The organism is Pseudomonas sp. GV071 (assembly GCF_003050835.1).
Taxonomy (GTDB): Bacteria; Pseudomonadota; Gammaproteobacteria; order Pseudomonadales; family Pseudomonadaceae; genus Aquipseudomonas.
The window spans coordinates 113131-133190 of sequence record NZ_QAOJ01000005.1 but is presented as its reverse complement, the minus strand read 5'-3'; the positions used below and the strand labels follow the sequence as shown (position 1 = coordinate 133190).

At 63.4% G+C, this 20060-nt stretch carries 24 protein-coding genes and 2 riboswitches; of the genes, 16 read left to right on the top strand and 8 right to left on the bottom strand.

The genetic code is table 11. The annotated features are described in order from the left end of the window. Complete coding sequence (locus C8K61_RS11165; protein ID WP_108096335.1) at nt 1–711, bottom strand: ABC transporter ATP-binding protein; 711 nt, start codon at nt 709–711, stop codon at nt 1–3. Nucleotides 712–813: 102 nt separating this feature from the next. Further along, entirely contained in the window at nt 814–1440 is a 627-nt protein-coding gene (locus C8K61_RS11160) for a DUF2796 domain-containing protein (protein WP_108096334.1), read from the bottom strand. Between the two features lie 131 nt (nt 1441–1571). Between C8K61_RS11160 and C8K61_RS11155 the strand changes: the two genes are divergently transcribed. After that, nucleotides 1572–1919 carry a hypothetical protein gene (locus C8K61_RS11155; protein ID WP_108096333.1) on the top strand — a complete coding sequence of 116 codons (348 nt, stop codon included), beginning with the start codon at nt 1572–1574 and terminating at the stop codon, nt 1917–1919. On the opposite strand, the gene C8K61_RS11150 is transcribed toward C8K61_RS11155, so the two are convergent. Next, complete coding sequence (locus C8K61_RS11150) at nt 1916–2914, bottom strand: SRPBCC domain-containing protein (protein WP_218277810.1); 999 nt, start codon at nt 2912–2914, stop codon at nt 1916–1918. The genes C8K61_RS11155 and C8K61_RS11150 overlap by 4 nt on opposite strands. Before the next feature lie 63 nt (nt 2915–2977). Beyond that, complete coding sequence (gene trxA, locus C8K61_RS11145) at nt 2978–3850, bottom strand: thioredoxin (protein WP_108096332.1); 873 nt, start codon at nt 3848–3850, stop codon at nt 2978–2980. Nucleotides 3851–4078: 228 nt separating this feature from the next. Here trxA and C8K61_RS11140 point away from each other — a divergent pair, with 228 nt between their 5' ends. Beyond that, complete coding sequence (locus tag C8K61_RS11140; protein ID WP_158272505.1) at nt 4079–4840, top strand: hypothetical protein; 762 nt, start codon at nt 4079–4081, stop codon at nt 4838–4840. A gap of 16 nt (nt 4841–4856) precedes the next feature. On the opposite strand, the gene C8K61_RS11135 is transcribed toward C8K61_RS11140, so the two are convergent. Both C8K61_RS11135 and C8K61_RS11130 read right to left on the bottom strand, forming a co-directional pair. After that, nucleotides 4857–5501 (bottom strand): methyltransferase, encoded by a 645-nt coding sequence (locus tag C8K61_RS11135; RefSeq protein WP_108096330.1) that lies wholly within the window; start codon nt 5499–5501, stop codon nt 4857–4859. Next, nucleotides 5498–5944, bottom strand: coding sequence for a YbaY family lipoprotein (locus tag C8K61_RS11130; protein ID WP_108096329.1), 447 nt, complete (start codon nt 5942–5944; stop codon nt 5498–5500). Before C8K61_RS11130 ends, C8K61_RS11135 begins: the two co-directional genes overlap by 4 nt. 124 nt (nt 5945–6068) lie before the next feature. On the opposite strand from C8K61_RS11130, the gene nrdR reads away from it, so the two are divergent. The 14 genes from nrdR (at nt 6069) to C8K61_RS11060 (ending at nt 16688) form a co-directional block, all read left to right on the top strand. Beyond that, nucleotides 6069–6533 (top strand): transcriptional regulator NrdR, encoded by a 465-nt coding sequence (gene nrdR, locus C8K61_RS11125; protein ID WP_162998791.1) that lies wholly within the window; start codon nt 6069–6071, stop codon nt 6531–6533. Between the two features lie 2 nt (nt 6534–6535). Next, nucleotides 6536–7669, top strand: a complete 1134-nt coding sequence (gene ribD, locus C8K61_RS11120; protein WP_108096327.1) for a bifunctional diaminohydroxyphosphoribosylaminopyrimidine deaminase/5-amino-6-(5-phosphoribosylamino)uracil reductase RibD — start codon at nt 6536–6538, stop codon at nt 7667–7669. A gap of 90 nt (nt 7670–7759) precedes the next feature. Continuing rightward, a riboswitch (FMN riboswitch) is annotated at nt 7760–7921 on the top strand. A 139-nt stretch (nt 7922–8060) separates the two neighbouring features. Next, on the top strand, nt 8061–8717 hold the full coding sequence (locus tag C8K61_RS11115; RefSeq protein WP_108096326.1) for a riboflavin synthase: 657 nt from the start codon (nt 8061–8063) through the stop codon (nt 8715–8717). An 18-nt stretch (nt 8718–8735) separates the two neighbouring features. Further along, nucleotides 8736–9830, top strand: a complete 1095-nt coding sequence (gene ribBA, locus C8K61_RS11110) for a bifunctional 3,4-dihydroxy-2-butanone-4-phosphate synthase/GTP cyclohydrolase II (RefSeq protein ID WP_108096325.1) — start codon at nt 8736–8738, stop codon at nt 9828–9830. Nucleotides 9831–9947: 117 nt separating this feature from the next. Further along, nucleotides 9948–10424: a 6,7-dimethyl-8-ribityllumazine synthase gene (gene ribE, locus C8K61_RS11105; protein ID WP_108096324.1), complete on the top strand. Its 477-nt coding sequence runs from the start codon at nt 9948–9950 to the stop codon at nt 10422–10424. Next, complete coding sequence (gene nusB / locus C8K61_RS11100; RefSeq protein WP_108096323.1) at nt 10421–10918, top strand: transcription antitermination factor NusB; 498 nt, start codon at nt 10421–10423, stop codon at nt 10916–10918. Before ribE ends, nusB begins: the two co-directional genes overlap by 4 nt. 8 nt (nt 10919–10926) lie before the next feature. Beyond that, nucleotides 10927–11919, top strand: coding sequence for a thiamine-phosphate kinase (gene thiL / locus C8K61_RS11095; protein ID WP_108096322.1), 993 nt, complete (start codon nt 10927–10929; stop codon nt 11917–11919). Further along, on the top strand, nt 11888–12403 hold the full coding sequence (locus tag C8K61_RS11090) for a phosphatidylglycerophosphatase A (protein WP_108096321.1): 516 nt from the start codon (nt 11888–11890) through the stop codon (nt 12401–12403). Before thiL ends, C8K61_RS11090 begins: the two co-directional genes overlap by 32 nt. 46 nt (nt 12404–12449) lie before the next feature. Then, the gene (locus tag C8K61_RS11085; protein WP_108096320.1) at nt 12450–13178 is read left to right on the top strand and encodes an ABC transporter substrate-binding protein; all 729 of its coding nucleotides are present in this window, start codon (nt 12450–12452) and stop codon (nt 13176–13178) included. A gap of 40 nt (nt 13179–13218) precedes the next feature. After that, nucleotides 13219–13860 (top strand): TIGR02281 family clan AA aspartic protease, encoded by a 642-nt coding sequence (locus C8K61_RS11080; RefSeq protein WP_108096319.1) that lies wholly within the window; start codon nt 13219–13221, stop codon nt 13858–13860. Between the two features lie 4 nt (nt 13861–13864). Beyond that, a complete protein-coding gene (bla, locus tag C8K61_RS11075) occupies nt 13865–14734 on the top strand; it encodes a class A beta-lactamase (RefSeq protein WP_108096318.1) in 870 nt (289 codons plus the stop codon). Nucleotides 14735–14857: 123 nt separating this feature from the next. Continuing rightward, nucleotides 14858–15478: a GTP cyclohydrolase II gene (gene ribA / locus C8K61_RS11070; RefSeq protein ID WP_108096317.1), complete on the top strand. Its 621-nt coding sequence runs from the start codon at nt 14858–14860 to the stop codon at nt 15476–15478. Continuing rightward, the gene (locus tag C8K61_RS11065) at nt 15475–15891 is read left to right on the top strand and encodes an MFS transporter (protein ID WP_108096316.1); all 417 of its coding nucleotides are present in this window, start codon (nt 15475–15477) and stop codon (nt 15889–15891) included. The genes ribA and C8K61_RS11065 overlap by 4 nt, the downstream gene beginning before the upstream one ends. Beyond that, nucleotides 15891–16688 carry a cobalamin-binding protein gene (locus C8K61_RS11060; RefSeq protein WP_108096315.1) on the top strand — a complete coding sequence of 266 codons (798 nt, stop codon included), beginning with the start codon at nt 15891–15893 and terminating at the stop codon, nt 16686–16688. Before C8K61_RS11065 ends, C8K61_RS11060 begins: the two co-directional genes overlap by 1 nt. Nucleotides 16689–16786: 98 nt before the next feature. On the opposite strand, the gene C8K61_RS11055 is transcribed toward C8K61_RS11060, so the two are convergent. Then, nucleotides 16787–18688, bottom strand: coding sequence for a TonB-dependent receptor domain-containing protein (locus C8K61_RS11055; RefSeq protein ID WP_108096314.1), 1902 nt, complete (start codon nt 18686–18688; stop codon nt 16787–16789). Nucleotides 18689–18780: 92 nt separating this feature from the next. Continuing rightward, nucleotides 18781–19010, bottom strand: a riboswitch (cobalamin riboswitch). 78 nt (nt 19011–19088) lie between these two features. Beyond that, a complete protein-coding gene (locus C8K61_RS27215) occupies nt 19089–19787 on the bottom strand; it encodes a methyl-accepting chemotaxis protein (protein ID WP_371919989.1) in 699 nt (232 codons plus the stop codon). Nucleotides 19788–20060: the final 273 nt, after the last annotated feature.

Sequence of the window (20060 nt, the reverse complement as noted above, 5' to 3'; positions counted from 1 at the left end):
TCAAACCTCCGCTGCGGGCTTGGCCGCGCGATTGAGTTCTGCCAGGGACAGATGACGGTCGAACAGCGGGGCCAGGCTCTGGTCATGGCTGACAAACAGCAGGCTGGAACCGGCCTCGCGGCATTCGGCAAACAGCAGCTGCAAAAACGCTTCGCGGGCATCGGCATCCAGCGCCGAGGTCGGTTCGTCGGCGATCACCAGTTCCGGCTGGCCTATCAGCGCGCGGGCAGCGGCTACGCGCTGTTGCTGGCCAATCGATAAGGCGTCGGCGCGGCGTTCGAGCAGCTCATCTTTCAGCCCTAGATGCGCCAGCAGTGCACCAGCGGCCTGGTGCACGCTGCCATGGCGTTGCTTGGCGCGGCTGCTGCGCAGCTTGGAAAAGTGGCAGGGCAACTCGACGTTTTCCCGTACCGATAAAAACGGCAGCAGGTTGAACTGCTGGAAGATGTAGCCGGTGTGGTCGACACGAAAATGATCGCGGGCGCCGGCCGACAGGCTGGTCAACTCTTGCCCCAACAAAGCGATGCTGCCGCGGCTGGGCTTCTGCACGCCGCCGAGCAGACCGAGCAGGGTGGTCTTGCCGCTGCCACTCGGGCCTTTGAGAAACAGGGTCTCGCCCTGCGCCAGGTGAAACGCGGGAATATCCAGCAGTTCGGCGTGGCCAGGCCAGGCGAAACCAAGGTCACTGAGGGTCAGGAGTGGCGCTGTCATGAAGGGCACTTTGAAGTGGGGTGGGGCGAAATAGACGCCGCCCGAGAGGGTATCTGGATACCCGCTTGGGCGGCTACGGCTGGCTGTTAGAGCGCGGCCGAATCAAAAGTTCAGGCGTGGGCTTTTTTCCGTCAGTTCGGCGCCTTGTTGGCCAGTGGGGCCGATCAATTGCGCTTGCACCTGGTGCAGAGACGGGAAGCGTTTGAACAGCGGTGTGAGGTCGAGGCTGCTGAGTTTTGCTGGCTGCGCGCAGGTCAGCTGGTAGCTGGCGTGAATCTCGCTGTGGTGGTGTTCATGCTCATGTTCGCCGCCATCGGCAGCGGCGTGCTCGTCGTGGTCATGGTCGTGATCGTCGTCTTCATCGGCATCCGGTTTGTCGCCGAACAGCGGGCTGTGCAGCTCGGTTTTACTCACGCTGCACTTGGCGGCGGCCGGCAGGGCGAACAGGCTCAGGGGTTTTTCGAGGTCGGCGCGGGCGGAGGCGACAGTGGCTTGGTCGACGGCAGTTTTCGCAGCGTGCTCAAAGCCCACCAGGTTCATCGACGGGTTTTCCAGCTCCAACTCCAGCACGTTGCCATCCAGTGCAGCATTCAAACGGCCGACGCCATGCTCGTGGGTGCCGAGGCTGGCGTGCTCTTCGACGTGATCGTGATCATCAGGGCTTTCCGCCGCCTGGGCGATGGCCAGTGGCAACAGGGCAAACGGCAGAGCGAGGAGCAAGCGGCGCATGAAAGATGACTCCGGGTGGGGCGGATGAAATGAGATGTTATGTTATAACTCTAATTAGCCCTTGCCTAGCCCGCTTGGCGATCTAGTTGGCGCATGGGAGCATGGCGGCACTTTTGCTTGAGGTGGCTTTTATGGTGCGTATCAAAGGCACGATCGGCGCATGGCCAGTCGATCTGAGCATCGAACTGGATGCCGAGGATTGGGCGCAATTGGCTGCGCAGCTACCGGTAACGGCGGCAGAACCGGCCAAACCGGCCGCGCCGCTGGCAGCGCACTCGCCGGACGATAAACAGTGGTTGCTGGTGCAGGAGTTGCTGCGCAGCGCTGGCAAGATCGAAGGACCGACTTTACTCGGCGAGTTGCAAGCGCTCACCGGCAACGCCAGCGCCGCCAAGCGCCTGCTGGTGCGCCTGCGCCATTCGACCCTGGTGGAAGTGGAAGCCGGCGCCGATGCGCCGGTGTATCGCTGGGTCGGCTAGCCGGCTTTGCCTGCCGCTTCGGCGCGGTGCTGATAAAAACCGAGGATGGTTTCGGCGGTATCGCCAATCATGAAGCGCGCCACTGGCACCGCGTACCAGTTGAACGCCGTGGTGGCGCGGAACGTTACGCGCACATCCAGGCGCGTGCCGCCGGCGTTTGGCGTGAGCGTGTAAGAGGTGTCCTTGAGGTCGAAATATTCGCCGCCAATGCGCACATGGTCGTCCATTGAGCCGGCGGGGAACGAGTCAGGGCGGAAGTGGTAGGTCCAGGCAATGTAGCGCTGGTCCTGCCAGTCGGTGATCTGCTCGTCGAAGCTGATGCCGCGTTGCCAGATCAACTTGCGCATGCCGCCCACCCGCGGCTCCAGCGTTCGCGCTTCGATCGGATAGGGCACGCCGATGCGGTAAGCCAGGCCGCTGGCCAGCTCCTGCGGGTGAATATCGGTGGGAAAGTTGATCAGTTGCCACACTCGGTCAACCGGCGCGGCAATCTGTACGCTGCGCTCCACGGTGGCAAAGCCATTGTGCGGTACATACAGGGTTTCCACGGCGGCCAGTACCAAGGGCAGCGCGGCGATGCTGTAGAGCGTCCGCCCGGAGCTCTCGACCATCCGGCAAAACAGGCCCATCAGCAGACCGCCGAGCGAGCCCATCAGCAGAAACAGCGGCAAGGCCATGGCGATGCAGATCGAGCCTTCGATAAGCGCCAGTGCCGTACCACCGACAAACAGCGACACGGCCAGCCAGGGCGCAAAGATAAAGAACATCACGCTGCGATCTTTGCTGCGTTCGGCGAAATACACGCTGATCGCCCCCACCGCAAATGGCACCCCCAGGGCAAAGGCCGCCGACATCACAGTCGGCCCTTTGAAGGCGCCGAACAGGCTGGGGCCGGAGAACAGCAGGCGCAGCAGAAAGCCGTAACCGGCGCCGAGCATAAACGGCAGCCAGTTGGAAAATGGCAGGGTTGGGTCTGGGGAATTCTGGGCGTTCAACGCAGCATCCTTGTGCGGAGTGGGCCCTGCCCGGAATGGGCAAGGCGCAGCGGGCTCAGCGAATCAATAAAGCGCCTGGTACAGCTTGCGGCGGAACAGGGTCACTAGCGGGTGCTCGTTGCCTAGCAGTTCGAACACCTGCAGCAGGGTTTTGTGCGGCAGGCCGTCGGCGTAGCTGCGGTTGCGGATAAACAGTTTCAGCAAGGCCTCCAGCGCGGGTTCGTACTGCTGACGGGCCAGTTGCTGGATCGCCAGTTGGTAGATCGCTTCGTCGTCTTCGGCGTTTTGTCCCAGGCGCGCTTTCAGCGCAGCGGCGTCCGGAAGGTCGGCGGCCTGGCGCAGGAAGGTGATCTGCGCGCGGGCGGCGGCCAGGTCTTGTTTATGGCTGTCGCCTTTCACCGCGTCGAGAACGGTTTGCGCTTCGCCCAACTCACCACGTTCGGCCAGGCAGCGGGCGTACAGAATCAGGGCGGCGGGTTTCTCGCTGTCGGCGGCGAGAATTTCTCGCAGCAGGTTTTCTGCATCGCCAATCCGCCCTTCGGCAAACAGCGCCACGGCGGTTTCCAGCGGGTCAGCAGCCAACGGCGGCGGGGTAGGGACGTGGGGTTCGAGGATCGCGCGAATCGCCGATTCCGGTTGTGCACCCTGGAAGCCATCCACCGGCTGGCCGTCCTTGAACAGCACCACGGTGGGCAGGCTGCGAATGCCGAAGCGGGCGACAACATCCGGCTCTAAGTCGCAGTTGAGCTTGGCCAGCAGCAGCTCGCCGCGATAGCCCTCGGCAATCTGCGCGAGCATCGGCATCAGGGCTTTGCACGGCGCGCACCACTCGGCCCAGAAATCTACCAGCACGGGTTTGTGGAAGGAGTTCTGGATCACCAGCTGGTCGAAGTTGGCCGTGCTGACGTCGAAGATATAGGGCGTGTCCTGGCTCATGCTTGGTCTCGAAACGCGTAAATGGGACGGCCGGGTTATCCCCGGCGCAGGCTCGCACTATAGGTGGGGACGGTAGGTGCTGAAAACCAGTGTCGTATGCGGCGCCCTGCACTCGCTCTGCGCGGCAAGGTGTTTAACGAAGTCTTCACATCCGCGTGGCTAGACTGCACGCACCTGCGCAGATGCCGCTTTTACCCGGGTTTCAGGCGCCTTGAATCGGACCTCTGCATGCCTGTCAGCAAATCCTTCTTCACTGCCATTGCCCACGCCGATTCGTTGCCGCCGCGACGGGCGTTCAACTTTGTCGGGATGGGCAAGTCGGTGATTCTGCTGGCGCTGCTGCTCATCGTTGTGGCTGCATGGCATGTGCGCGCTCAGGGCCCGAGCCTGGATGGCGGTGATGGCATCTATGTCGCAGTGGCTGCGTGGCTGAGCTTTTCGCTGTATTGCAGCCTGCGGTGTGCCCGGGCGCTGGCTCTGGCCGCGGCGCTGCCGTTGCTGCTGGATCTGTTGGTGGTCATGGCGCTGCTGGCGTTGCTCGAGCACCCGCTGGACCTGGGTTGTGCCCTGGCGCTGGTGGTGGTGCTTGGCTATTCACTGCTTGGCAAAGTGCTGCTGTTGCGGCGCATCAGCAGCAACCTGCGCAATGCTCGCAGCGCTCGGCCCTTGTCGTTATCGGCGCTGGCCAATATCAGCATCCATCAGGCGCTGGCGGGTGCGCGCCAGGTGTTGCTGATGTTGGCCCTGGTGGTCCTTAGCCTGTACCTGCTCGCGGCGGGCAGCCTGCACACCCCGGCATTGGTTATGGCGTTGGGGCTGCTGGCAGGTACGGCATCGACGGTGTTCGTTACCAGTGCAACCTGGCTGACCCTGCAGCAGGGCCTTGAACGTACGGTGGTGCCCACCCGTTATCGCGCCGCCCTGACGGGCAAAGCGTTTCTGCTGACCGTGTTGATGCTGGCGGTGCTGGGAGTGGGCGGCTGGTTTTAAGCGCGAGCATGGGCCGCTAACGCGTGGCGTGATACAGACTGACGTAGCGAAATTCCGCCGGCTCGGCGAGATCCGGCCAGGTGCAGGCTTCGAGAATGTCCAGGCGCTGGTACAGGGGGTGATTGAAGTCGCGTACCCGTGAGTCGGCCACCAGCGCTTGCTGGCCACGGCTGAGAAAGTGATCGAGTAGTGGCAGGTTGGCGCGGTCGTAGAGCACGTCGGCGACCACGATCAGGTCGAAGCGGTCGGCTTCGGCGAAGAAGTCGTCCGAGTAGCTCAGCGTCACGCCGTTCAGCTCGGCGTTGGCGCGGCAGGCGGCCAGGGCCAGTGGGTCGAGGTCGCAGGCCACCACTTCGGCGGCACCGGCCTTGGCCGCGGCGATGGCCGCCACGCCGGAACCGGCACCGAAATCCAGCACCCGTTTACCGGCGACCCACTCGGGGTGTTCGGCGAACCAGCGCGCCAGCACCAGGCCGCTGGCCCAGCAGAAACACCAGTAGGGAGGCTCTTCGAGAATGCGCCGGGTCTCTTCCGGGCTGAAGGCGCGGTCCATGTTGTTGGCGTCGATCAGCCACAGTTTGAGGTCGGTGCCGGGCAGGGTTTCGGCAACCAGTTGGGCGTCGCCCAGCAGTTCGCCGAGCGCCGCTTGCAGGGCCTTCATGGCGCGGTGTCGAAACGCAGGTTGCCGACCAGTTGGGTGGCGGCCGAGGTGATGCGCAGCGGGTTCAGGCGCAGGATCAACTGCGCGGACTGCGTCACCCGGCCATGCAGCTCGACGCGTGCATTGGCGGGGAACGAGTCTGGGTTGAACGGTAGGTGGAAGGGCAGCAATTGCCCGGTGCCTTGCAGCGTGATGTTGCCCAGCAGCTGTTGGGGGCGGTCACGCTCATCGATCACCAGCAAGGCCAGTTCGACATTGGCGCCGGCCGGCACATTCACCAGGTTGCCAGTCAACTCGCGCAGGTTGGCGGGCAGCGGTGCGGGCGCAGGCTCGGCGGTCACGGCGGGTTTGCTTGGCGTAACCGGGGTGGCCGGGGCAGGCGATTCGCTGGCGCAGGCAGCCAGCAGAGCAAGGGCAAAAAGCACAGCGAGTGGGCGAAACATAGGGAAGTCCGTCACGAGTCCAGCGAATTTAAGGCGGGCGCTTGTATACCGCAAAGTAGCTGGGTTGTCTTGCCAGTGGGATGCGCTACCATGGCCCCTCCTTCATTTTGTTGCCATTTATTTTATGCACTGTCCCTTCTGCGGCGCCAACGACACCAAGGTTATCGATTCGCGATTGGTCGCCGAGGGCGAGCAGGTTCGCCGCCGCCGGGAGTGCCTGGCCTGCGAAGAGCGCTTCACCACCTTCGAAACCGCCGAGCTGGTGATGCCCCGCCTGATCAAGCAGGACGGCAGCCGCCAGCCCTTCGATGAAGAAAAACTGCGTGCCGGCATGCAGCGTGCTCTGGAAAAGCGTCCGGTGAGCATTGAACGCCTGGAAGCCGCCATCGCCCATATCAAGCACAAGATGCGCGCCACCGGTGAGCGCGAGATCAAATCGCGGGTGCTCGGCGAACTGGTGATGACCGAGCTGCAGAAGCTCGATGAAGTCGCCTATATCCGCTTTGCTTCGGTGTACCGCCGCTTCCAGGACCTCAACGAATTCCGCGAGGAAATCGACCGCCTGTCCCGCGAACCGGCGCAAGACTGAGCATGCCTAGCCTCGAGCAAGCCGCCGCTGACCCGCAATTCATGGCCCGTGCGCTGGAGCTGGCGCGCAAAGGCATCTATTCCACCCACCCCAATCCCCGCGTTGGTTGCGTGATCGTTGCCGACGGCAAGATTGTCGGCGAAGGCTGGCATGCCCGCGCCGGTGAGCCGCACGCCGAAGTCCACGCGTTGCGCCAGGCCGGCGCCAAAGCGCGCGGCGCCACCGCCTACGTCACCCTCGAACCCTGCAGTCACCACGGCCGTACGCCGCCGTGCGCCGATGCGCTGGTGAATGCTGGCGTGGCGCGTGTGGTGGCGGCAATGCAAGACCCCAACCCGCAAGTCGCTGGCCGTGGCCTGCTGCGCTTGATGCAAGCCGGCATCACCGTCCAGAGCGGCGTGCTGGAAGCCGAGGCGCGGGCGCTGAATGCCGGGTTTATCAAACGTATGGAACAGGGCCTGCCCTTCGTTCGGGTAAAGCTGGCGATGAGTCTGGATGGCCGCACTGCCATGGCCAGCGGCGAAAGCCAATGGATCACTGGCCCGGATGCGCGCGCGGCAGTACAGCGTTTACGTGCCCAAGCCAGCGTGGTGCTCACCGGTGCCGACACCGTGCTGGCCGACGCCGCACGCCTGACCGTGCGCCCCGACGAGCTGGGCTTGAACGCCGAACTCACCGCCCTGGCCATGACCCGCCCGCCACTGCGCGTGCTGGTCGACGGCCGCTTGCGGGTGCCGCTCAGTGCGCCGTTCTACCAAGCTGGTGCGGCGCTGGTCGCCACCTGCGCGGCCGCCTCGGCGCGTGATCGTTTCCTCGAAGAAGGCCACACGCTGCTGGCGATTCCTGGCAGCAACGGCCATGTCGACCTGCGCAAGCTGCTCGCCGAGCTGGCCAGCCAGGGCGTCAACGAAGTGCTGGTGGAGGCAGGGCCGCGTCTGGCCGGAGCCTTTGCTCGCTTGGGCCTGGTGGATGAGTACCAGCTGTTTGTCGCCGCCAAGTTCCTCGGCTCCAGCGCCCGGCCGTTGCTGGACATGCCGCTGGCGCGGATGGCCGAGGCAACGCCGTTGAAAATCACCGAGATGCGCGCAGTTGGCGATGACTGGCGGATCATTGCCGTCCCCGACAAAAGCAGCTGAAATCGGCCATACAGCCCGCTGAATACGCCTACATAGATGCATTTGAAGTTGTAGTTGTGGTAAAAACGCAGCCCAGCCATGCAGATGGCTGAACGTTCTCAGGGCGGGGTGCGATTCCCCACCGGCGGTAATGGCGCGCAATGCGCTTAGCCCGCGAGCGCTTGTTGTAGCCGGAAACGGCGGCGGCAAGGTCAGCAGACTCGGTGTGATTCCGAGGCCGACGGTCATAGTCCGGATAAAGAGAGAACGGGATTGCCTGCCAGGGCCCACGCTTGCGTGCGCTCGCTCGACACATCCCCTTCGATCCAACACGCCCTGTTTTTTATTAAACAGGAGTTCGATCCATGTTCTACCGCATCAATTACGCGGCACCTTCCGTTCAGGAGGCCGCATGTTCACCGGAATAATTGAAGCCCTCGGCACCATTCGCGCCTTAAGCCCCAAGGGTGGCGACGTACGTGTGTACGTGGAAACCGGCAAGCTCGACCTCGGCGATGTAAAGCTCGGCGACAGCATCGCGGTTAACGGCGTGTGCCTGACCGCAGTGGAGTTGCCCGGCGATGGTTTCTGGGCTGACGTCAGCCGCGAAACCCTGGCCTGCAGCGCCTTCATCGACCTGAAAGCCGGTAGCAAGGTCAACCTCGAAAAAGCCCTGACGCCTAGCAGCCGCCTCGGTGGCCACCTGGTCAGCGGCCATGTCGATGGCGTTGGTGAAGTGGTTGCCCGCGAGGACAACGCCCGCGCCGTGCAATTTCGCATCCGCGCCCCGCGCGAACTGGCCAAGTACATCGCGCTCAAGGGCTCGATCACCGTCGACGGCACCAGCCTGACGGTCAACGGCGTCAACGGCGCCGAGTTCGAGCTGACCATCGTGCCGCACACCCTGGGTGAAACCATCATGGCCGACTACCGGCCGGGCCGGCAGGTCAACCTTGAAGTCGATCTGCTGGCGCGTTACCTCGAGCGTCTGCTGCTCGGCGACAAAGCCGCCGAGCCGAACGCGTCGGGTATCACTGAAAGTTTCCTCGCCGAACACGGCTACCGCTAATTACGTAAGGCATGACCCATGGCTCTTAACAGCATCGAAGAATTGGTTGCCGATATCCGCGCCGGCAAAATGGTCATCCTCATGGATGACGAAGACCGCGAGAACGAAGGCGACCTGATCATCGCCTCCGAGTGCATCACCGCTGAACACATCAACTTCATGGCCAAGCACGCCCGCGGGCTGATCTGCATGCCCATGAGCCGCGAGCGCTGCGAAACCCTCAAGCTGCCCCTGATGGCGCCGCGTAACGGCTCCGGCTTTGGCACCAAGTTCACCGTGTCCATCGAAGCCGCTACCGGTGTGACCACCGGTATTTCCGCCGCTGACCGCGCCCGCACGGTGCAAGCCGCAGCCGCTAAAGATGCGGTGGCCGACGACATCGTCAGCCCCGGCCACATCTTCCCGCTGATGGCTCAACCGGGTGGCGTGCTGGCCCGTGCCGGCCACACCGAAGCCGCCTGCGACCTGGCGCGCCTGGGCGGTTTCGAGCCGAGTGGGGTGATCTGCGAAATCATGAACGACGACGGCACCATGTCGCGTCGCGCCGAGCTGGAAGTGTTTGCCGAAACCCACGGCATCAAGATCGGCACCATTGCCGACCTGATCCACTACCGCCTGATGCACGAGCACACGGTCGAGCGCATTGCCGAGCAGCCGCTGGACACCGAGGTGGGGCATTTCAACCTGGTGACCTACCGTGATTCGGTGGAAGGCGACGTGCACATGGCGCTGACCCTGGGCACTATTTGCGCCGAAGAACCCACGCTGGTGCGCGTGCACAACATGGAGCCATTGCGCGACCTGTTGATGGTCAAGCAAGCCGGGCGTTGGAGCCTGCGTGCAGCGATGACCAAGGTGGCCGAGGCGGGCAGTGGTGTGGTGTTGCTCCTGGGCCATCAGCTCTCCGGCCAGGACTTGCTCGCGCACCTGCAGCAGAAGCCGAGCGGTGATCCAAAAGCGGCTGCCACCAACACTTACAGCACCGTCGGTGCCGGTTCGCAGATTCTTCGCGACCTGGGCGTGCGCAAAATGCGCCTGCTGAGTGCGCCGATGAAGTTCAACGCGATATCCGGGTTTGATCTAGAGGTTGTAGAATACTTGCCCTCCGAATGATCCCCAGGTCTGCCGTGTTAGTGGCGGCGGGCTGAATTCGAACGTTTTACGCCGCGTTGCGCGCAGAAGTCGCAGCGCGGTCTTTACTCTAATTTGCTCTTTCAAGACGAGAACGCCATGACCCTGAAGACCATCGAAGGTACTTTCATTGCCCCCAAAGGCCGCTACGCCCTGGTGGTTGGCCGCTTCAACAGCTTCGTGGTCGAAAGCCTGGTGAGCGGTGCTGTAGACGCCCTGGTGCGTCACGGCGTTAGCGAAAGCGACATCACCATCATCCGTGCCCCAGGCGCTTTCGAAATTCCATTGGTTGCCCAGAAAGTTGCCCAGCGCAGCGAGTACGCCGCCATCATCGCCCTCGGCGCAGTGATTCGTGGCGGCACCCCGCACTTCGAATACGTCGCTGGCGAATGCACCAAGGGCCTGGCCCAGGTGTCCATGGAATTCGGCGTACCGGTTTCCTTCGGCGTGCTGACCGTTGATTCCATCGAACAAGCCATCGAACGTTCCGGCACCAAAGCCGGTAACAAAGGTGCCGAAGCGGCCCTTTCCGCCCTGGAAATGGTCAGCCTGCTGGCGCAGTTGGAGGCCAAGTGATTAACGACGAAGACGACACCTTCAACCCCCCGGCAGAGAAAGGCCCGAACGCGCCCACCGGCAAGATCGCGGCCCGTCGCCAGGCCCGTAGCCTGGCCATGCAGGCGCTGTATCAATGGCACCTGGCCGGTCAGTCGGTGAATGAAATCGAAGCGCAGTTTCGCGTCGACAACGATTTCAGCAGCGTTGATGGCGCTTACTTCCGTGAGATTCTGCACGGCGTACCTGCCAACAAGACTGAGATCGACGCGGCGTTCGCGCCGTGCCTGGACCGTGCTCAGGAAGAGCTCGACCCGGTTGAACTGGCGATCCTGCGCCTGTCCACCTTCGAAATGCTCAAGCGCGTCGATGTGCCGTACCGCGTGGTGATCAACGAAGGTATCGAGCTGGCCAAAGTGTTCGGCGCTACCGACGGGCACAAGTTCGTCAACGGTGTGTTGGACAAGTTGGCGCCGCGCCTGCGCGCTGCCGAAGTCAACGCCAATAAGCGTTGACCGGAGCCGTGGGTGAGTTCGAACTGATCCGCCGCTACTTCGCCGCTGCGCCCTGTGCGCAGCCTGGCGAAGGCGTGGTGCAGGGCATCGGCGACGATTGTGCCCTGCTGGCATTGGCCGCTGGCGAACAGCTGGCGGTTTCCACCGACACGCTCGTGATCGGTGTGCACTTTCCCCATACCTGTGATGCCTTTCTGCTCGGCCAGCGTGCCTTGGCAGTGTCCACCAGTGACCTGGCGGCCATGGGCGCGAGCCCTATCGGTTTCACCTTGGCGCTGACCTTGCCGCAAGCCGATGCCGATTGGCTGCAAGCGTTTGCCGCTGGCCTTAACCAGATGGCCCAGGCCTGCGCTATGCGCCTTATCGGCGGCGACACCACCCGCGGCCCGCTGAGCCTGACCCTCACTGTGTTTGGCCGGGTACCGGCCGGCCAGGCGTTGACCCGCGCCGGTGCTCAGGTTGGCGACTTGCTGTGTGTTGGCGGCGCGCTGGGCGATGCGGCGGCGGCCTTGCCGCTAGTGCTGGAACAGCGCACGGCCGAGCCCGCCATCGCCGAGCCGCTGCTGGCGCGCTACTGGTCGCCGCAGCCGCAACTGGCCTTCGGTCAGGCACTGCGCGGCAAGGCAACGGCGGCGCTGGATATCTCCGATGGCCTGCTGGCTGACTGCGCGCATATTGCCCTGGCTTCAAACGTGGCCTTGCACATCGAGCGCGAGCGGTTGCCGTTGTCGGCAGCCGTGAGTAGTTGGCTGGATCAGGAAAAAGCCTGGGACTGTGCATTAAGCGGTGGCGACGATTACGTGTTGGCCTTTACCCTGCCGCAGCAGCACCTGGCGCAGTTGCAACAAGACGGCTGGCCGGTGACGGTCATCGGTCGAGTGAGCGCTGGAAAAGGGGTGCACTTATTCGATTCTGCCGGTCATAGCCTTGCGCCTTCTGCGCGCGGCTATCAACACTTTGGGGGCACGGGTGACATCACCAAGCAAGAAAACGGTACCTGACGCTCCGCCCTCTGTCTGGCGCAATCCCTGGCATTTTCTCGCCTTCGGTTTCGGTTCCGGCACCCTGCCCAAGGCACCGGGCACCTGGGGTTCGCTGGTGGCCCTGCCGTTTATTCCGCTGTGGCAGATGCTGCCCGACTGGGGCTACTGGCTGATGCTGGGGATCACCATGCTGTTCGGCTTCTGGCTGTGCGGCAAGGTGGCAGACGATTTGCGAGTGCATGACCACGAAGGCATCGTCTGGGACGAAATGGTCGGCATGTGGATCACCCTGTGGCTGGTGCCCGAAGGCTGGCAATGGTTGCTGCTAGGCTTTGTGGTGTTTCGGATTTTCGACATTCTCAAGCCCTGGCCGATCCGCTGGATCGACCGGCACGTGCACGGCGGCGTCGGCATCATGCTCGACGACCTGCTGGCCGGGGTGTTTGCCTGGCTGACCATGCAGTTGCTGGTCTGGGGTTGGGCGCACTACGGGTTGAGTTGATGGTGGGTGGCATTGGAGTGCACAGCGGCGCCTGAGGGAATGGCCTATGCGTGGCGTGTGGTTAGCGGTGCTTATCGGCATGCAGGTGGTTTGCGCGCAACTGGCGCAAGCCGCCCAGCCGACACAAATACGCCTGGCCAGTGAAGTCTGGGCCGGGCACACCAATGCCGATGGCAGTGGCCTGGCCTGGGACATCCTGCGCGCCGTATTCGAGCCGGTCGGTGTCAGCCTGAAGATTCACAGCGTGCCCTACACCCGCTCCGTAGGCTTGGTGCAGCGCGGCGGCGCGGATGCCTGGGTGGGTTCCTACCTCAACGAGATCCAGGACGGCGTGTTCTATCCGCACTGGAATTACGACGCCGATCACATCAGCGCCCTGGGCCTGCGTGACGCCCCTGAAGCCACGCTGCAGACTATCGGGCGCTATCGCCTGGCCTGGGTGCGTGGTTACGCTTACGACAAATATCTGCCGAATTTGACCCACTACCAGGAAGTCTATCGGCGTGACGGTATCCTCTCGATGCTGGACATGAAACACATCGACTTCTACCTGGACGCCCGCACCGAAGTGCAGGACGTGCTCAATGAAGCCGAGGACAAGGCCCGTTATCGGGTCATCGAGTTGACCAAGCTGCCGCTGTTCCTGGGCTTTGCCGATACCCCAGATGGCCATGCGCTGGCGACGCTGTTTGATGCGCGCATGGAGCTGTTGGTGAAAGACGGCAGCCTGCGCCCATTGTTTGAGCGCTGGCAGCAACCCTATCCTTTCGATTGAACCCCCACGCAACGAGCATGATGCGATGACGAACAACAGGATGTACGCGCTGGCAGCCGGCTTGGTAAGCCTGCTGTCGCTAGGCCTGGCCAACGCCGCCGAGCAGGTGATGGTGGTCGGGCTGTTTCCCGGTGCGGCGGTGATCAACGTCGACGGTGACCGCAAGCTGGTGAAAGTGGGCAAGACCGGCCCCGGCGGTGTGGTGGTGGTCAGCGCCGACAGCCATGGCGCGGTGCTACGGGTAGATGGCGTGGAGCGCACCTACGCGCTGGAGCGCGAGTACAGCCACGGTTTTGCCGTGCCGACCAAAACCCAAGTGAGCATCGCCAAGGGCATTGGTGGTCATTACTGGATCGCCGGTTCGGCCAACGGCCAGCCGATCCAGTTCCTGGTCGACACCGGCGCCACTACCATCGCCATGAACGACTCCCAGGCGCGCCAGTTGGGCATCGATTACCGCGTGGTTGGCAAGCCCACCGTGGTCAGCACCGCCAGCGGCACGGTGACGGCCTGGAAGGTGACCTTGGATAAAGTGAAGGTCGGCAGCATCCAGGTGCTCGGCGTCGAAGCCATGGTGCTGGACGGCCCGTCGCCCACCGAAGCCCTGCTGGGCATGAGCTTTCTCAGCCGCGTCAGCTGGCGTGAAGAGCAAGGCATGTTGATTCTGGAATCCAAGCTGTAGGCCTATGAATTTTTCCCTACGTCGTCGCACCTTCCTCCTGGCCGCTGCCGCGTTGCCGTTGTTGCCCGCCTGGGCGGCGCAGGCGGCAGATCCGTTGGCGCGCCTGAAACAACTCGAAGGCAGCTTTGCCGGCCGCCTAGGTGTGGTCGCCCTGAACACCGGCAACGGTGAGGTACTGAGCTACCGCGGCGAAGAACGTTTTCCGCTGTGCAGCACCTTCAAGGCGATGCTTGCTGCTGCCATTTTGCAGCGCAGCAGCCTGACCCCAGGTTTGCTGCAGGAGCGCATCCGCTACCAGAAAAGTGACCTGGTCAGTTATTCACCGATCAGCGAGCAGCATCTGCAGGACGGCATGACCGTCGCCGAGCTGTGCGCCGCCACCGTGCAATACAGTGACAACGGCGCCGCCAACCTGCTGATGAAATTGCTCGACGGCCCAGAGGGCGTCACCACCTTTGCCCGTTCGATCGGCGACCATCACTTCCGCCTGGAGCGCTGGGAAACCGAATTGAACACCGCCATCCCCGGCGACCTGCGTGACACCACCACGCCCCTGGCCATGGTTCACAGCCTGCACAAGCTGGTGCTCGGCGAGGCGCTGCCGGCGCCACAACGCCAACAGCTGCAGGACTGGCTGCGTGGCAATACCACCGGCGGCACACGCATTCGCGCAGGGGTTCCCGCTACCTGGCAGGTGGGGGATAAAACCGGTACTGGCGACTACGGCACCAGCAATGATGTGGCCGTGCTCTGGCCGCCGGGCAAAGCCCCGGTGGTGCTGGCGCTGTATCTGACGCAGGACGCCAAGGACGCCAGCCCGCGCAACGAAACCCTGGTGGCGGCCACACGCATCGTCGTCGACTGGTTGGGTTAACAGTTATATCCATCTACCGCTTTGATCTTTATGGCCAGCAATTCAGGCTGACCAGCGCGCAAAGCCTGCTGTTACAATGCCGCCCCCGTGCGAATAATCCGCCTTTTTTATTAGGAGCATCCGGTGTCTGTCGTCTTCGTCGCCGCCTCCCAACTGCCCACTCCATTTGCCGTTTTCACCATGCATGGCTTTCTCGAAGAAGCCACCGGCCGTGAACACGTGGCCCTGACCCTCGGTGATGTAGCCGATGGTGCTCCGGTGCTGGGTCGCCTGCATTCCGAATGCCTCACCGGTGATGCCCTGTTCAGCCTGCGCTGCGACTGTGGTTTCCAACTGGAAGCAGCGCTCGCCGCCATCGCCAAAGAAGGCCGTGGCGTGCTTCTGTACCTGCGCCAGGAAGGCCGTGGCATCGGCTTGATGAACAAGATCCGCGCTTATGAGCTGCAAGACGGTGGCGCCGATACCGTAGAGGCCAACGAGCGCCTGGGTTTTGCGGCCGACCAGCGCGACTACTCGATCTGCCTGCCGATGCTCAATCACCTGGGCATTACCTCGCTCAAGCTGATGACCAACAACCCGCGCAAACTCAAAGCGCTGGCTGACATGGGCATTCCGGTGGCCGAGCGCATGCCGCTGCAGATCGAACACAACCCGCACAACAAGTACTACCTGGCCACCAAGTCCGGCAAACTCGGGCACCTGCTGGGCAACCAGCACCAGGGTGAGGCCGAGGAAAGCCTGTGACCCGAGCCGACGTGCGCAAGCGCCTGGGCTTGTTGTGGTGGCGGCAATTGGCGCTGACCCTGGCGCCGGTGTTTCTGGTTGACCTGCTGTTCGGCGCCGGCAAGACCGTATCTGTGCTGGCCATGCCGCTGTTCGTCGGCGGCCTGGCCTCGATGTTTATCAGCCTGCCGCTGTTTTCCGCCTACAAACGTGGCCTGATCGCCACCGAACAAGCCCTGGATACCCCGGAAGAACCCGCCGCCTGGTTGGACCTTGCCGCCCGCCGGCGTCAGGCCTTTCTCGGTGCCGGGCTGCCGGCCTGGATCGCTGCGATTGCGGTGTTCGCCGGTCTGGAAGCGATTCCGCTGATCCTCCTGGCGCTGTCCAGCATCGTCTTGCTGGCCCTCTACCGCATTCCTCGCCAACTCGGCTGATGCGCCGGCTGCTCGCCTGTCTGTTGTGCTTGCTGGCCTGGCCTGCGGCGGCGCAACTGCGGGTGGTGACGCTGGCCCCTTCCCTCAGTGAAATCATCCTGGAACTGGATGCCGCCGACCTGCTGGTGGGCGTGCTCGATGGTGGCGAGCGCCCGGCTGCGCTGGCGCAATTGCCATCGGTGGGGCGTTACGGGCAGCTGGAAATGGAGCGTCTGCTGGCGCTGAAACCCGACCTGCTGTTGCTCTGGCCTGACAGCATCAGCGCGGCGCAGCGTCAGCAGCTGATCGGTTTTGGTATTCCCCTGTACGAGGCCGAACCCCATAGCCTGCTGCAATTGGCCGAGCAGTTCCGGGCGATTGGCGAGCGGGTAGGGCGGGCTGAACAAGGGCGGCAACGCGCCGAACAGTTCCGCCAGCGCATGAGCGCCTTACAGCGACGCTATCACCGCGAGACGCCGTTACCGGTGTTCTACCAGATCTGGCATGCGCCGCTGTACACCGTCGGCGGCGGGCAGATCATCAGTGACGCGCTAACCGTATGTGGCGCGCAGAACGTGTTCGCCGACCTGCAACTGCCAGCGCCGCAAGTGAGCGTCGAGGCGGTGTTGCAGCGTGATCCGCATGTGATCGTTGCCGGTGACCAGGCACAACTGAAACCCTGGCAGGCCTGGCCGCAGCTCAAGGCTGTCAGCCGTCAGCAACTGGTGGTGTTGCCTGACAAAGGACTGGAGCGGCCGAGTTTGCAAATGCTGGATGCCACCGAGCGGCTTTGTCAGGCGCTACAACCTATGCACTGATGGCGATTGCAAGAGTTCGCGGCTGAAGCCCCTCCCACAGGAGATCGCATTTCCCTGTGGGAGGGGCTTCAGCCGCGATGCTTTTTCCGTTCTCTCTGCTAAATCGCCGGCGTCCAGACAAACCCAACGCTCGCCGTGCGACCCGCTTCGCGGTAGTCGTAGTACTCACCGTCATGGCTGTACATCGCACGGCTGTAGTCCTGGTTCAGCAGGTTATCCACCTTGAACTGCACCTCCAGTTCGCTGCTGGCTTGCCAACTGCTGCGCAGACCGACCAGGCCATAGCCCGGCAGCTCGCGGGTGTTGCCAACGTCGTCGTAGCTGCTGCTGAACGCCTGCCAGCTGACGCCCACGCCGAGTTTGCCGAAGTGGCGGTCGATATCCAGGTTAAGGGTGCGCTTGGCGCGGCGCTGCAGGGCGTGGCCGGTTTCGCGGTCGCGGGCGTCCAGCCAGCTGGCGTTGGCTGAGGCTTGCCAACCGAAGACCTCACGTTCCAGGGTCAACTCGATGCCTTGCAGGCGCGCCTTGTTCAGGTTGACCGCGCAATACAGGTAGGTCGCCGGGTCGCAGAGCACAGTGCTGATCAGGTCGCGCACCTCGTTGCGGTACGCCGCCAGGCTCCAGCGGGTGCCCCAGTCTTCGCCGCGCAGTTGCAGCTCGTAGGTCTTCGAGTGCTCGGGGCTGAGGTTGGGGTTACCGATGTAGCCGTTGCCGTCGTCGGGCCAGTACAGCTCGTTGTAGGTCGGCGCGCGAAAGCCTTCGCTGTAAGAAGCGATCAGTGAGGTGGTCGCGCCCAGCGGCACGGTGAGCGCGCCGTTCCAGGTGTTCTCGCTGCCGAACTGCTGGTTGTCGTCATGGCGCAGGCCCAGCTCGGTGGCGAACCATTCGCCCTGGAAGCGATGTTGAACAAACGCCGCCTGGTTCCAGCGGGTTTGCTGGTCGTACTCGGTGCTGCTGTGCAGTTTGTCCTCGTACCAGTCCAGGCCTGCCAGCAACGTGTTCTGTTCACCCAATTGCAAGGTGTTCACCCAACTGAATGCGTCACGGTAGGTGTTGAACACGCTGACTTCGTCGCTGAGCTTGTCTTTGCTCTTCTGCCGGCTTTCGCTGTGGCCGACTTCCCAGCGGCTGCTCCACAGGTCATTGAACTGCGCATCGATAAAGGCACTGCCGCTGGCGAGGCTGAAGTCGGTGTAGGGCTGCTGTGGATAACTCAGGAAAGTGCTCATGTCGAAGCGCCCGAACGGGTTGTCGTACTCGCTGCGACCGCGCTGGTCGAGCAGGCTGACGCCGCCTTCGAGGCGCTCGCTGAACTGGTGGCTGAGGTTCAAGCTCAAGGCTTTGTTGCGGTAGGCGTCGTGGTCGCTGTCGGAGTCGTAAGACGGCCCGGTGCGGTCGATGCCGGCGGTTTCGTCGAGGCTGCCATTGAGGCTGAAACGGGTCTGCTCATCGCCGCCACTGAGGCCCAGGCTGCGCTGGAAACTCTGGTCGCTGCCGGCACTCATGGCCAGACGCGGTTGCAGGCCGCTGCTGCCGCGGCGGGTGAAAATCTGCACCACTCCGCCAATCGCATCGCTGCCATACAGGGCTGAGCGTGAGCCGCGTACCACCTCGATCCGCTCGATCTGCTCCAGGCTCAGAAACTGCAGGCTGGCGCCGCCATCGGAGGCCGAGCCGATGCGCTGGCCGTCCACCAGAATCAGGCTCTGGGTGTTGCTGCTGCCGCGAATGAACAGCGAGGTGTTGCTGCCGCGGCCGCCGTTCTGCACCAGTTGCACGCCCGGCACGCGGGTCAGCAGTTCGGTGATGGAACTCGGTTGCAGGCGTTCGATATCGGCGCGGGTGAACACCGTGGCCGCCGCGGTGGCCTGGTTCAACGGCTCGGCGTTGCGCCCGGAGGTGATCACCATCTCCTCGAGCTTGAGCGCGTCGTCGTTGCTTTGCGCCTGCGCCAGCAAGGGCAACAGCAGTGCCGGCAGGGCAAGGTGGATGTACTTCATGGGGTGGATCCTCAAAAGATTATTTTTGAGGAGGGCATAGGCAAACGGGACGCGCGAAGCGGCCAGCGCTTGATGGTGCTGCCCTCCGCAACACCGGTCGATTCCGCACAGGCCGGTCTCCGGGCTTTCGACTGAAAGAGGCACTCTTTCCTGCCGCGATCACCTTCCCAGGAAACTCCCAGTGGTGTGTCGATCGGGCATGCAGCCAGGCTGCGGTCGATTACCGTTGCGGGGGCAGCGCCGGCATGGCTCGTGAGCGCACCGGCTTCCCGTTTAACGCCGGGCTCAATGAGCGCGGCGCACCTGCGTGGATAAACGCTGCGCACCCTAACGGCGGCAGCGGGGTGGGTCAAGACGGGAATAGCGGCGTAGGGCGAATAACCGCAGGCGGATATTCGCCCTACGTGGTGGGCTCTGCCTGGCCGAGGCGGCTGGCGGCTTTGTGCAGGTCCAACACCAAACGCTCCAGTGCCCGCGCGGCAAGCTGGGTCTGGTTGGCGGCCTGGGCGCTTTGCCCGGCACCGCTGCTGATGGTCTGCGCTTGCAGGTTGGCGGCCAGGGCCTGGTCGCGTTGCGATTGCATGGCCCGGCTGATCTGGCCGATCTGCGTCTGCATGCCCGCCACTTCGCTGTGAATGCGCTGCAACGCCTGGTTGGCCAGGGCTGCCTGTTCGACGCTGGTGCTGGCGCTCTGCTGACAGTGCTGCATCGAGCCCACGGCCTGCAACGCTTGCTGGCGCATGCTGTCCAGGCTCTGGGCGATGGCCTGGGTAGCCTCGGCGGTGCGTTGCGCGAGGTTGCGCACTTCATCGGCGACCACGGCAAAACCGCGCCCGGACTCGCCGGCCCGCGCCGCCTCAATGGCTGCATTGAGGGCCAGCAGGTTGGTCTGTTCGGCAATACCGCGGATGGTTTCGCTGATGGTCTGCACCGCCAGGGTATGTTGGCTCAGGCCTTCGATGGTGGCCGTGGCCTCAATCACTTGCTGGGCCAGGCGATTGATTTCGGCGGTGGTCCGTTGCACCACCTGGGTGCCTTCTTCGGCCAGTTGCAGTGCCTGTTGCGAGGCGTGTTCGCTGCCGAGAATGTGCTCGGCCATGGCGCTGATGCTGTGGCTGACACCCTGGGTGGCTTCGGCCGTGGCCTGGGCCGCACTGTTTTGCTGGTTGGCACACAGGCTGACGGTGCCGGAGGTCTGGTTGAGGGCCACGCTGGTGTGATTGAGGGCGCTGCCGGCAGAGACGATGCTCTGCATGGTGTCGTCCATCTTGTCGACAAAGCTGTTGACCCAGCCGGCCAGCGAGCCGGTTTCATCCGCCTGCAGGCGGTTGGCGGTAAAGCGCTTGCTCAGCGGCGCGCCGCACTCGGCGGT